We start from the raw sequence: 12,772 nt of genomic DNA, 5'->3' as shown, positions 1-12,772 counted from the left end.
GATTATCGGATGCTTTGGCGCCGGCGCTTTCGGCAACCCCGCAACGCGGTGCCCGCGCGCGACAGTTTGCCCCAGGGGCGGCCTGCCCGCGCTGCCTGCGTAAAGCCCCGACCGCCAGCGGGCATCTCGTGCCACAATAGCGCCCAGCCACCGGCTCCAGTGATCGGTGGCCTCAGCAACCTGCTGGGGACGACGAAGCCGCCATGCGGCGTTCTGGCTCCCATTCGTGAATCCCATCTGCCTTGACTGGCCGCAGCCCCGACATGGGTCCTGCGACAGGCCGATGCCCCCAGCGCCCGGATAGGGCGTTTCCTTGAATGAACTTTGACGAACTGAATCTGGCCCCAGCCATTCTGAAGGCCGTGCACGAACAGGGTTACGAAACCCCGACCCCCATCCAGGCACAGGCCATCCCCGCCGTGCTCGAGGGCCACGATCTGCTCGCCGGCGCACAGACCGGCACCGGCAAGACCGCCGCCTTCACCCTGCCCATGCTGCACCGCCTCTCGCAGGGCACGGCCCCCAAGAGCAAGTTCGGCGGCAAGGGCGTGCGCGCCCTGGTGCTCACGCCCACGCGCGAACTGGCCGCCCAGGTCGAGGAATCCGTGCGCGACTACGGCAAGTACGTCGACATCTCGTCCACCGTCGTCTTCGGCGGCGTGGGCATGAACCCGCAGATCGACCGCATCAAGCGCGGCGTGGACGTGCTGGTCGCCACCCCCGGCCGCCTGCTGGACCTGCAGCAGCAGGGCTTCCTGGACCTGTCCACGGTCGAGATCCTGGTGCTGGACGAAGCCGATCGCATGCTGGACATGGGCTTCATCCACGACGTGAAGAAGATCCTCGCCCTGGTGCCCAAGGACAAGCAGAGCCTGCTGTTCTCCGCCACGTTCAGCGACGAGATCCGCGAGCTGGCCAACACGCTGCTCAAGAACCCGCAGAGCATCCAGGTCACGCCGCGCAACACCACGGTGCAGCGCATCACGCAGGTGATCCACCCCGTGGGCCGCGGCAAGAAGAAGCAGGTGCTGCTGCACATCATCCAGGAGCACGACTGGAGCCAGGTGCTGGTGTTCACCCGCACCAAGTTCGGCGCCAACAACGTGGCCGAGTTCCTCACCAAGAACGGCGTCAACGCCATGGCGCTGCACGGCAACAAGAGCCAGAGCGCCCGCACGCAGGCCCTGGCCGGCTTCAAGAGCGGCGACATCCGTGCGCTGGTGGCCACCGACATCGCGGCCCGCGGCATCGACATCGATGAGCTGCCGCACGTCGTCAACTACGAAATCCCCAACGTGTCGGAAGACTACGTGCACCGCATCGGCCGCACCGGCCGCGCGGGCGCCAGCGGCCAGGCCGTGAGCCTGGTCTGCATGGACGAAGAGGGTTTCATGATGGAGATCGAGCGCTTCACCAAGCAGGAGATCCCGGTCCAGATCCTCGACGGCTTCGGCCCCGAGCCCGGCGAGAAGGCCGAGCCCATCGCCATGGGCCGCCAGACCATCTGGGGCGGCGCGGGCAAGCCCCCGAGCCGCGAAGTCATGCAGGCCGCCGCAAAGGCCGCCCGCAGTGAAATGATGGATCGCATCCGCACCAACAAGGCCACGCAGGGCAGTGGCGGCGGCGACCGGGGCGGCAAGCCCGCAGGCGGCGGCGCACGCTCCGGCGGCGGCCCCCGCGCCGCCGCCGGCGAAGGCGGCGGCAATGGCGCTCCCCGCGGACGCGGCGGCAACGGCCCGCGTGCCGGCGGTCCTGGCGGCAATCCCCGCGGTCCCGGCGCGCAGGCAGCCGGACGTGGCGGCCGCGGCCCCGGCGGCGGCAATGCCGGTGCTGGCGGCTACGGCGGTGGCAACGGCGGCGGCGGTGGCGGTGGCAACCGCTTCGACGACGGCCAGCCGCGCCGTGAGAACGCGCACCTGGGCACCCAGACGGGTGGCCACCTCGGCGCCCCCCGCCATGCCGGTGCCGGCGGCGGCCAGCCCGATCCCATGCGCACGAGCGTGGACAGCATGGCCGGCTCCGGCCGCCGCGGCGGCGGTGGCTACCGCAGCGGTGGCGGTGGTGGTGGCGGCTACGGCGGTGGCGGCAACCGCGGCAATTCCGGCGGCGGCTCGCGTGGCGGCCCCCGGGGTGGTGGCGGTGGCGGCTACGGCCGCTGAAGCACCGGCCCCGCCCGTGCACGGCCGCAGCCGGCCCGCGCCCCGATCCTGAGGAACGCATGCGCCCTGCCGATCCCGCGCGGCCCATGGACACCTTGCTGGTGTCCACCTGCAACACCCTGAACCTCGCCCTGCCCGGGCGGGTGTTCTATCCCAACCAGGACGCCTATACCCAGGCCGAATTCGAACGCAAGGTCGATTGGCTCGGCGGGCGCCTGCGCGCGCTGAATGCCGATGTGCTGGCCGTGCAGGAGGTGTGGGACGAACAGGCGCTGCAGACGGCCATCGGCCGCAGCGGCCTGCGCTACGACTTCGTGAGCGTGCCCGGCGCCGAGAACACCGGCGCCTCGCACGGCGCACAGGGCACGCCGCGCGTGGGCATCGCCACGCGGCTGCGCGTCGAATCGCTGCGCTCGATAGCGGAGTTTCCGCCCGCGCTGGCGGTCGATGTGCCGGGCCTGGGAACGCACCACCGGTTCGAACGCCCGCCCCTGCTGGCCACCCTGCGCATGAAGCACGGCCAGACGGTGAACGTGGTCACGGCGCACCTCAAATCCAAACGCCCCAAATTCCTGCTCGACGCCCTCGGGCAGCCGCTGGAGGACCGCGACGACCGCAAGGTCGCGGCCCTGGCTTCGCTGCGCTCGCTCATCATGCGCGGCGTGGAAGCGGCGGCGCTGCGCTGCCTGGTCGTGGACCTGCTGCAGCGCACCGACGTGCCGCTGGTGCTGCTGGGCGACTTCAACGACACGCCCGACAGCGTGACCACGCAGCTCATCTGCGCGACCACCGAGGTCGCCTACGACCGCAGCGCGCGCGACGTGGCCCTGTACAACGCCTACGACGTGCAGGGCGACGCCGGCCTGAAAAAGGATGTGGCCTACTCGCACATCCACCAGGGCATGCCCGCGGTGCTGGACCAGATCCTGGTCAGCGAGGAGTTCGTGCCCAGCGCCCGGTCGGGCCCGAACACCGGCGACGTGCGGCGGGTCGATTACTTCAACGACCACCTGCACGAGGGGCGCGACCGCACGCGCTCCGACCACGGCTTCGTCCGCGCCTTGCTGCGCCTGCCGATGCCCGCCCTCACGCCCACGAGGCCCACGAGGCCCACGAGGCCCACGACGTCCGCCGTGCCGCCTGCGGCCTGACCGGCGACCGCCGTGCGCAGCCCGGCCGCGCCGCCGCGGCCCTGCGCGAAAACCCGGCAGAGCCGCGTGTTTGGCCGACAGGCCCCGTCTGCAACGCCGGGTAACATCGGCGCAGCCCCATAGCAGCCCCCTTGGCCGGACCCACAGACCATGAAACAGCCCATTCCCCACCAACGCGCCCTTTCATCGCCTCCCCTGGCCGGCCCTGCCGGCTCGGAGCCTTGGAAAGCGCGCACCTTGTGGACTTGCAGCACGGTCCTCGCCTCGGCCGTGCTGGCGGCATGCAGCAGCACCCCGCTGCCGCCCTGGCCCTCCTCCGCGCCGCCCCAGGCCACGGTGCCCGCGGCGCCCCGCCCTCAGACCGCGCGCGTGGTGCCGCCGCCGCTGGGCACACAGCGCGCCGAGGTCGTCACCTCGCCGGTGCTGTCCACCCCCATCATTCCCAGCGCGGAGCCCGCGCCCGGCACCACGCCGCCCGCCGCGGCCGCGCCCCCGGCCGACCTGCCCTACAGCGCGGCGGTCGCCGCCCGCTTCCCCGCGCCAGCCGTGCACTACGACACCCCCGGCCTGGCCGACGGGCGCCGTGCCTTCACCACCAATGCCGAGGCCGCCCAGTGGCTGCGGCAGCTCGCCGCCACCCCGCAGGGCGCCACCAAGGCCACGGTGCTGGACCTGGGCATGTCCCAGCGCGGCACGCCCCTGCAGGCCCTGGTGCTCACGCACGCGCCCAACACCGACGTGGCCAGCCTGGATGCGAGCGGCAAGCCAACGGTGCTGCTGATCGGGCAGCAGCACGGCGACGAGCCCGCCGGCGGCGAAGCCCTGCTGGTGATGGCGCGCGAACTGTCGCAGGGCCTGCTGGAGCCTCTGCTGGACCGCATCAACGTGGTCGTGGTGCCGCGCGCCAACCCGGACGGCGCCGAGGCCGGCACCCGCGCCACGGCCAACGGCACGGACATGAACCGCGACCACCTGCTGCTGAACACGCCCGAGGCCCAGGCCCTGGCGCGGCTCACGCGGGACTACCGCCCCATCGCCGTGCTCGATGCGCACGAATACACCGTCGCCGGCCGCTTCCTGGAGAAGTTCGGCGCCATCCAGAAGTACGACGCGCTGCTGCAGTACGCCACCACGGCCAACGTGCCCGAGTTCCTCACCAAGGCGGCGCGCGAGTGGTACCACCAGCCCATGGCGGCCGCGCTGCAGGGCCAGGGCCTGACCAGCGAGTGGTACTACACCACCTCCACCGACCCGCAGGACCGCCGCGTGTCGATGGGCGGCACGCAGCCCGACACGGGCCGCAACGTGAACGGCCTCAAGAACGCCGTCAGCCTGCTGGTGGAGACGCGCGGCGTGGGCATCGGGCGGCTGGACATCCAGCGCCGCGTGCATGCCCAGGTGACGGCGCTGTCCAGCGCGCTGCGCAGCACGGCCGAGCGGGCCGGCAACCTGGAGCAGGTGCGCTCGTTCGTGGTGCGCGACACCGCGGCGCAGGCCTGCCGCGGCCAGGTCGCCATCGAGGCGGGGCCGACCGCCACGCAGCGCGACCTCGTCATGCTCGACCCCGCGACGGGTGCGGACCGCACCGTGCGCGTGGACTGGAACTCGTCGCTCGAATTGCGCACCGTCGCATCGCTCCCCCGGCCCTGCGGCTACTGGCTCTCGCCCACGGCGGGCCAGGCGGCCGAGCGGCTCAAGCTGCTCGGGCTTCAGGTCATGCGGGTGGCCGAGCCGGGTTCGCTCCTGAGCGACAGCTACCAGGAAACCGGCCGCGAGGAAGGCGTGCGCCAGGACGTGCGCGGCACCATCGCCGGCCAGCAGGACATCACCCGCGTGCGCGTGACCACCGTGCGCACCGCCATCGACGTGCCCGAAGGCAGCTACTACGTGCCGCTGAACCAGCCCCTGGCCAACCTGGCCGTCGCCGCGCTGGAGCCCGACACGCAGAACAGCTACTTCGCCAACCACCTGATTCCGGCGCTGGGCGACACGGCGCGGGTCATGGCCACGCCGTCGCTGGTGTTCGAAGAGGCCGACTGAGGCCGGGGAAAGAAAGGCGTGGGGCCCAGCGCCACGGCGCCGGCCAGCCTGCAGACCACCTGACGGACAGACGGAATGGGGCGCGCCAAGGCCCCTGCACATTGCTACAAAAATAGTAGCAATATGCCCTAGTCAATCATGCCGTGGAGCCCGATTCGGCTCAAACCGAACTCAAACCGAAGCGTGCCGCTCCTCCAGCGCACCCGGCGCCGTCGCCTCGGCCTGGCGCTCGCCGGCGCGGCCCAGGACATGCGAGGTCATCGCCGCGGCCAGCGCCTCCTCGCCGAGGAACACCTTGGCCACGCCCTCTTCCTGCTCCAGCAGCCGGGCCTCGGCCTCGTTGTGGCTGCGGACCAAGGTTTCGATCTCCGGGTTGAGCGTGCGCGCCGTCGCGATGATCTGGCGCACGTCCAGCGTGTTCGGCGTGGCGATCACCAGCATGTGCGCCCGGGCGATGTGCGCCTGGATCAGCACGGCCGGCTCCACCGCGTCGCCGTAGACCGCCGCCATGCCGCCGTTGCGCAGCGTCTCCACCAGATCGCGGTTCTGCTCGGCCACGACGAAGGGAATGTCGCTCTCCGACAGCGCCGCCGCGATGCGCCGCCCCACGCGGCCGTAGCCGACCAACACCACCTGGCGCGCGAGGTACCGGCGGTGCGTGCTCAGGGGCAGCTCCGCCAGCGGGTCGTCGCGCTGCTCCAGCCGGCGCGCCAGGGCCGAGCGGGCGCGCAGCCACTCCTGCAGCGGGGCGATGGCATGGAATAGCAGAGGGTTGACCGCGATCGAGATGAGCGCACCGGCCAGCACCAGGCTGGCCCCTTCCGGCGGCAGCAGCCCCAGCGACGCGCCCAGGCCCACCAGGATGAACGAGAACTCGCCGATCTGCGCCAGGCTGGCCGACACCGTGAGCGCCGTGTTCAGCGGGTAGCGGAAGGCCAGCACCAGGGCGGCCGCCGCGAGCGTCTTGCCCAAAATGATGATGGCCACCACGGCCAGCACCTGGAAGGGTCGCTCCACCAGCACCCAGGGGTTGAACAGCATGCCCACGGAGACGAAGAACAGCACCGCGAACGCATCGCGCAGCGGCAGCGACTCCTGGGCGGCGCGGTGGCTGAACTCCGACTCGCGCATCACCATGCCGGCGAAGAACGCCCCCAGCGCGAACGACACGCCGAAGAGCGCGGCGGAGCCGAAGGCGATGCCCACCGCCGCCGCCACCACGCACAGCGTGAACAGCTCGCGCGAGCCGGTGCGCGCCACCTGCCAGAGAATCCACGGAAACACCCGCCGCCCCACGACCAGCATCAGCGCGACGAAGCCGCCCACCTGTGCGATGGTCCAGCCCAGCGTCTTCCACAGCTCGCCCGTGCTGCCCGCCCCGGCGGTGCCGTTCAGCCACTGCGCCAGCGGCGGCAGCAGCACCAGGACCAGCACCATGGCCAGGTCCTCCACCACCAGCCAGCCGACGGCGATGCGGCCGGTGTACGAATCCAGGATGCCCAGCGTCTCTAGCGCCCGCAAGAGCACCACGGTGCTGGCCACCGACAGGGCCAGGCCGAACACCAGCGCCCCACCCAGGCCCCAGCCCCACCACAGCGCCAGGCCCATGCCCAGCAGCGTGGCCACCGCCATCTGCACCAGCGCCCCGGGCACGGCGATCTTGCGCACCGCCAGCAGGTCGCCCAGCGAAAAATGCAGCCCCACGCCGAACATCAGCAGCATCACCCCGATCTCCGCCAGCTGGCTGGCCATTTCGCCATCGGCCACGAACCCCGGGGTGAAGGGGCCGATCACCACGCCCGCGAGCAGATAGCCCACCAGGGCCGGCAGGCGGATCCGGGTCGCGATGAAGCCCAGCACGAGCGCCAGGCCCAGCGCCGCGGCAATGGTGTTGATGAGTGAGAGGCTGTGCGGCATGGGGGTGATGGGGGAGCGGGCGCACCCGATGGGCACCTGCCCTTGCGTTATACCCGCAAGCCCCCGGTTACCGCAAAACGCCAGGGGCCAAAAAGACCGGGAAGGCCCCGGCAGGCAGGTATCATTCACGCCTCGCACGGACCCGCCCGCCATCGTCCCGATGTGCCACACGGCGTCTGGCCCGTGCTGCAGGGCCTGAAGCCCCGCGTCTTTTTTCTTTTTCCGTCTGCCCGTAGCTCAACCGGATAGAGCAATTGCCTTCTAAGCAATAGGTCGGGGGTTCGAGTCCCTCCGGGCAGGCCAATCCATTTTTTACAACCACCGGGGGCGCACTCCCCGGCATCGATTCAGTGCCTGCCCACGCCTTGCATCCAGCAGCGGCGCGGAAAGCGCGCTGTCTAAAACCCGGGCTTCAGCCTTGGGCCTGGGTCTCGAAACGACAGCTGTCGCCGTATTGGTATTCGGATGCGGCAGAGCGGAAGGCCTGCTGGCCGTCTCCGTCGATGGCGCCATCGCCCTGTTGCCACTGGAGGCCGAAGCCGCCGAATTCCCCCATCTGGGCGGAGGGGACGCTTTCGCCGAAACGCAGCGGCGAGGGAACAGCCGGGTTGGAAAACATGGGGAAACCCTCCAAAAACAGAACCGTCGTCTGGGGCTGCCATTGGGCGCCCGCACCGCAGAGCAGCGCGTCGGAAGGCCGGGCCGGCGGGCGTAGGCACAATCCGACACCAACCGCGCCCCTCTCCGCCGGCTGGCGGGTCAAAGGGGGCGGATCGCAGTCCGGTGGCCGGGCGAAATGCGGTGGACGGGCTACTGCGGCGGGGACGGCCGCGCCGGGGCATCCGGCAGCGCGGCGCGGCGCGACTCCAGCCGCTCGACCAGCTGGGCGGCCAGGAACTGCAGCATCTCCACCTGCCGGGCCTCCAGCTCCCGCGGCACCCGGTCGATCACGCACAGCGTTCCGAGCGCCTGCCCGGTCGAGGTGATGAGCGGCGCGCCGGCATAGAACTTGATGTTGGGCTCGCCCGTCACCAGTGGGTTGTCGGCAAAGCGTTCGTCCCGCGAGGTATCGCTCACGATCATCACGCTTTCCGGCACCTGGATCGCGTGGGCGCAGAAGGAATGCGCGCGGGGCGTCTGCCGCGCTGCCAGCCCCACCTTGGCCTTGAACCACTGCCGGTCGGCATCCACCAGCGAAACGAGCGCGATGGGCGTCTGGCACAGGGCCGCCGCCAGCCGGGCGAACTCGTCGAAGGCCGCTTCTTCGTCGGTGTCCAGGATGCGCATGGATTCCAGTTCGGCCTGGCGCAGCAGTTCCGACTGCGCCGCATCCGCCGCGGCCGATGGGGGCAGTGCCGCACGCACCTTGCGGCGGCGCGGCCGCGCGGCGTCCGCGCCGCGGTGGATGCTGTCGTGCAGAACCTGCGCCAACTCGTCCAGCGAATAGGGCTTGGGCAGCAGCGTGAAGCCGTGGTCGGGGCTTTGCGCCAGCACGTAGCTGTAGCCGCTGGACAGCACGATGGGCAGGGTCGCGCCGTAGCGCTGGCGGATCTCACGGCCCAGTTCGATGCCGCTCATGCCGGTCATGACCACGTCGGAGAACACTGCCACGAAGCGGCCCGGGCCGGCCTTCAAGGCCTCCAGCGCCTTCTCGCCGCTGGCCGTGACCACGGTGGTGTAGCCCAGTTCGTGCAGGGTCTGCTCGACGGACGCGGACACTTCCGCGTTGTCCTCCACCACCAGCACGCAGCCGCCGTTGCCCAGGGCCAGCCGGTCGTCGCCCTCGGCGGCCTGCGCGTCGTAGCCGGGGCGCGCGGCACGCGGCAGGTACAGGGTGAAACGGCTGCCCTCACCCAGCGTGCTTTCCACACGGATGTCGCCGCCGGACTGCTTGGCGAAGCCGAACACCTGCGACAGGCCCAGTCCCGTGCCGTGGCCCACGCCCTTGGTGGTGAAAAAGGGCTCGAAGATCTGCGTGAGGTGCTCCGGCGCGATGCCCGTGCCGCTGTCGATGATGGACACGGCCACGAATTTGCCCGGCACCGCGGGCTGCGACTGCAGCGCGGGAATCTCGGAGACGGCCCGCACCTCGATGGTGAGCTTGCCGCTGCCCTGCATGGCGTCGCGGGCATTGACGGCGAGGTTCACCAGGGCGGTGTCGAACTGGCTCGGGTCGGCGTGCACGAAGCAAGCCGTCTCCGCCAGGTTCAGCTCGATCTCGATGCGCGCGCCCGCCAGGCTGGCGATCATGTCGCTGACCGCCCGGGTGTTGTGCCCGGCATCGAACACCGTGGGCTGCAGGGCCTGGCGCCGCGCGAAGGCCAGCAGCTGGCCCGTGAGCTTGGTCGCCCGCGTCACCGCGTTGGAGATGGACTCCATGAAACGGTGGCGCCGCTCGTCGGTGAGCTGCACGCGCCGCAGCAGGTCGATCGACGTGCGGATGACCGCCAGCACGTTGTTGAAATCGTGCGCGACCCCGCCGGTGAGCTGGCCGATGGCTTCGAGCTTTTGCGACTGGCGCAGCGCCTCTTCGGCCGTGCGCTCGCGCGTCACGTCGCGTGCCACCGCATGGACCAGCCCCTCCTCGGGCACGGCGGTCCAGCTCAGCAGCCGGTAGCTGCCGTCTTCCTTGCGCCAGCGGTTCTCGAACACCAGCGTGGGCGCGCCGGCCTCCAGCTTGGCCAGTTCGGCGGCCATGCCCTCGGCATCTTCGGGGTGGATGAATTCGGCCACGGCGTGGCCGGCCATCTGGGGCTTCTCCCATCCCAGAAGGCGCGTGGCGGCGGGATTGACCGCGGCGATAACGCCCTGGAAGTCGCACACCAGCATGAGTTCGCGAGAGAGCGCCCACAGGCGGTTGCGGTCGCGCACGCTTTCGGCCTGCAGGAGTTTTTGCTCGTGGATGTCGGTGCTGGTGCCGATCCACCGGCTGATGGCCCCGCCCCCCGTGCGCAGGGGCAGCGCCCGCGCCAGGTGCCAGCGCATCTCGCCGTCCGCGCGGCGGATGCGGAACTCGGTTTCATATTGCTCGCCGGAGGCGACGCTCGCCTGCCAGAGTTGGGACACCGCCGGAAGATCTTCGGGGTGCACGAGGCCCGTCCATCCGTCTCCATCCAGCGTGCCCGGTTCGGCCTGGCTGTATTCGTACACCCGGTCGTTGAACCAGTCCAGTTGGCCATCGCTCCGGGAGGTCCACACGTGGCTGGGCAGCGACTGGGCGAAGGTGCGGAACTCCGCCGCGCTGTCGGCCACCGCCTGCAGCGCCGCCTTGCGGTCGGTGATGTCCTGCACTACGCCCACCATGCGAACGATCGCGCCGTCCTGGCTGCGCACGAATTCGGCCTTGCGGGCGATCCAGCGCAGGGCGCCATCGGTGGCGCGGCGGATGCGGTACTCCACATCCAGCGGGGCCGATTCGGCGTTGCGGGTTTCGCGGGCGGAACGCACCTGGGCGTCCTCGGGGATCACCAGCGCTTCCAGCGCCTTGGCGGGAATGGTCTCGGCCTCGGGCACACCGAAGATGCGATAGAACTCGCGCGTGCCGTACAGCAGGTCGGTGGCCAGTTCGAGGGAGAACGTGCCCACGCCGCCCGCCTTCTGCGCGCGGTGCAGGCGTTCTTCGGACTGGCGCAGCGCCTCGGCGGCGCGGTGCTGCTCGGTGCGGTCGCGCAGCACTTTCACGAAGCCGATAGGCGTGCCGTCACCATCGCGGATCGGTGTCATCTCGCCGTTGGCCCAGAAGCGCTCGCCGGATTTGCGCACATGCCAGCGCTCGTCGGTGCCCACGCCCCGCGTGAGCGCGGCCTGCATCTCGATCTCCATGCGGTGCGCGGCGCGGTCTTCGGGGGTGAAGATCCGGGCGGCGTTGTGGCCCAGCATTTCGGATTCCGTCCAGCCTAGCACGCGGCGGGCACCTTCGTTCCACCGCGTGACCTGGCCCTGCAGGTCGAAAGCGATGATCGCGTAGTCGATGGCGCTGTCCAGGATCTGGCGGTTGCGGATGTCGGTATCCGGCAAGGGTGCCGATGGCGCGGCGGCCTCGCTCCACTGCGCGATCGCGGCCTGCACGGACTGCGGCCAGTGCGCTACGGGCCCCAGGGGGGTCAGGGACCAATCGAACTCGGCGATCGCTCGCGCGTCGGGACGGCTACCAAGGGGATCGGCAGGGCCGGCGGCCGCTGGGCCGGGGACGGTGTGCATTGAGAAAAAACCTTTGAATCGCTCGCTCGTTGGGTGTCGATGTGCAGTCGGGCCCGGCCGTTGCCGGCGGTCTCCCGAGGCTGCTCAGCCTGGCATCATGCCTTTTTTCCAAAAGGCCCGAGTGCCAGCCGGGCCGCAGCGCCGGGGCTCAGCCCGGCCCGCCGAACCGCTCGCGGTAGGCCTGCGGGGTGATCCCCAGGCGGCGCAGGAACAGCCGGCGCAGCGGCTCGTCCGACCGAAAGCCCACCCGCGCCGCCACGGTTTTGAGCGGCAGGCCGTTCTCTTCCTCCAGCAGCCGGCGGGCGCCTTCGAGCCGGGCCGTCTCGATGAAGTCCGACGGGCTTTGCCCGCATTCCTGCAGGAACACGCGGCGGAAGTTGCGCTCGCTCATGGCCGCCCGCGAGGCGAGCTGCTGCAGCGCCAGAGGCTCGGCCAGGTGCGACAGCACCCACGCCTGCACCTCGCGGATGCCCGGGTGGCGCGTGCCCTGGCTGGCCAGGTGCATGCTGAACTGCGATTGCCCGCCGGGGCGCTTCAGGTACATCACCAGGTCGCGCGCCACCTCCAGCGCCAGGGTGCGGCCGAAGTCCTCCTCCACCAGGGCCAGCGCCAAGTCGATGCCGGCGGTGACCCCGGCCGAGGTCCACAGGTTGCCGCTGCGCACGTAGATCGCGTCGGCATCCACGCGCACGGAGGGGAAACGGCGCTGCAGCAGATCGGCCACGCTCCAGTGCGTAGCGGCCTGCGCGCCGTCCAGCAGGCCGGCCGCCCCGAGGAAGAAGCTGCCCGAGCACAGCGCCACCATGTGCCGCACCCGCGGCGCAGTGGCCGCCGCCCAGGCCACCACGCCGGGGGAGGCAGCCAGCGCCGTCTCGATATCGCGGGACCCCACCACCAGCGCGATGTGCGGGTCCGGCCCCTGCCCCAGCTGGCGCGTGGCCCGCAGCGACATGGCCGTGTCGGAAGGCACGTCGCGCAGCCCTTCAGCAGCCACCGACACCGCATAACCCGGCGGCTGGCCGCGCCGCGCCAGGTGCACGTTGGCATAGTCGAACACCGACATGGGGCCGATCGCCTCCAGGGCCTTGAAGCCGGGGTAGACGACGATATCGACGGTATAGGGAGCGGACATGGACGGGGTGGAAACCAAGGGATGGACAGACCGCGGACGGCACGACCCGCTTCAGCGGCCAAGATGCCCGGCACGGCGGCCAAACACGGCCGGGCGCAGCGCGCCGGGTGGCCGAGCCGGCCAAACGCTTTTACGCTCGCGGCACCGGCATGCAGGACCGTCCGGGCGCCGCC

Annotated in this window: 7 protein-coding genes and 1 tRNA gene; 4 read left to right on the top strand and 4 right to left on the bottom strand. The window is 70.8% G+C overall.

What is annotated here, in order from left to right; genetic code table 11:
- Positions 1-317 precede the first annotated feature (317 nt).
- From AVMA1855_RS17545 to AVMA1855_RS17535, 3 genes are all read left to right on the top strand, one after another.
- Positions 318-2,159 (top strand): DEAD/DEAH box helicase, encoded by a 1,842-nt coding sequence (locus AVMA1855_RS17545; protein WP_284426699.1) that lies wholly within the window; start codon positions 318-320, stop codon positions 2,157-2,159.
- A gap of 59 nt (positions 2,160-2,218) precedes the next feature.
- The gene (locus AVMA1855_RS17540) at positions 2,219-3,310 is read left to right on the top strand and encodes an endonuclease/exonuclease/phosphatase family protein (RefSeq protein WP_284426698.1); all 1,092 of its coding nucleotides are present in this window, start codon (positions 2,219-2,221) and stop codon (positions 3,308-3,310) included.
- 150 nt (positions 3,311-3,460) lie between these two features.
- On the top strand, positions 3,461-5,350 hold the full coding sequence (locus AVMA1855_RS17535; protein ID WP_284426697.1) for a M14 family metallopeptidase: 1,890 nt from the start codon (positions 3,461-3,463) through the stop codon (positions 5,348-5,350).
- Between the two features lie 171 nt (positions 5,351-5,521).
- Here the strand turns inward: AVMA1855_RS17535 and AVMA1855_RS17530 are convergent, their stop codons facing one another.
- A complete protein-coding gene (locus AVMA1855_RS17530; protein ID WP_284426696.1) occupies positions 5,522-7,267 on the bottom strand; it encodes a cation:proton antiporter domain-containing protein in 1,746 nt (581 codons plus the stop codon).
- A 226-nt stretch (positions 7,268-7,493) separates the two neighbouring features.
- On the opposite strand from AVMA1855_RS17530, the gene AVMA1855_RS17525 reads away from it, so the two are divergent.
- Positions 7,494-7,570, top strand: a tRNA-Arg gene (locus AVMA1855_RS17525).
- A 109-nt stretch (positions 7,571-7,679) separates the two neighbouring features.
- Here AVMA1855_RS17525 and AVMA1855_RS17520 read toward each other — a convergent pair.
- From AVMA1855_RS17520 to AVMA1855_RS17510, 3 genes are all read right to left on the bottom strand, one after another.
- The gene (locus AVMA1855_RS17520) at positions 7,680-7,886 is read right to left on the bottom strand and encodes a hypothetical protein (RefSeq protein WP_272568429.1); all 207 of its coding nucleotides are present in this window, start codon (positions 7,884-7,886) and stop codon (positions 7,680-7,682) included.
- 191 nt (positions 7,887-8,077) lie between these two features.
- Entirely contained in the window at positions 8,078-11,467 is a 3,390-nt protein-coding gene (locus AVMA1855_RS17515) for a PAS domain S-box protein (RefSeq protein WP_284426695.1), read from the bottom strand.
- A 148-nt stretch (positions 11,468-11,615) separates the two neighbouring features.
- Positions 11,616-12,599 (bottom strand): GlxA family transcriptional regulator, encoded by a 984-nt coding sequence (locus AVMA1855_RS17510; RefSeq protein WP_284426694.1) that lies wholly within the window; start codon positions 12,597-12,599, stop codon positions 11,616-11,618.
- Positions 12,600-12,772: the final 173 nt, after the last annotated feature.

This window comes from Acidovorax sp. SUPP1855 (assembly GCF_030158955.1).
Classification (GTDB): Bacteria; Pseudomonadota; Gammaproteobacteria; order Burkholderiales; family Burkholderiaceae_C; genus Paracidovorax.
The sequence above is the reverse complement of the archived record's forward strand: the minus strand, read 5'-3'. Positions and strand labels throughout refer to the sequence as shown.

Bases quoted from the DNA above. Each gene is read 5' to 3' on its own strand.
- AVMA1855_RS17540 (WP_284426698.1), top strand. From the start codon at position 2,219: ATGCGCCCTGCCGATCCCGCGCGGCCCATGGACACCTTGCTGGTGTCC.
- AVMA1855_RS17515 (WP_284426695.1), bottom strand. From the start codon at position 11,467: ATGCACACCGTCCCCGGCCCAGCGGCCGCCGGCCCTGCCGATCCCCTT.
- AVMA1855_RS17535 (WP_284426697.1), top strand. From the start codon at position 3,461: ATGAAACAGCCCATTCCCCACCAACGCGCCCTTTCATCGCCTCCCCTG.
- AVMA1855_RS17545 (WP_284426699.1), top strand. From the start codon at position 318: ATGAACTTTGACGAACTGAATCTGGCCCCAGCCATTCTGAAGGCCGTG.
- AVMA1855_RS17510 (WP_284426694.1), bottom strand. From the start codon at position 12,599: ATGTCCGCTCCCTATACCGTCGATATCGTCGTCTACCCCGGCTTCAAG.
- AVMA1855_RS17530 (WP_284426696.1), bottom strand. From the start codon at position 7,267: ATGCCGCACAGCCTCTCACTCATCAACACCATTGCCGCGGCGCTGGGC.
- AVMA1855_RS17520 (WP_272568429.1), bottom strand. From the start codon at position 7,886: ATGTTTTCCAACCCGGCTGTTCCCTCGCCGCTGCGTTTCGGCGAAAGC.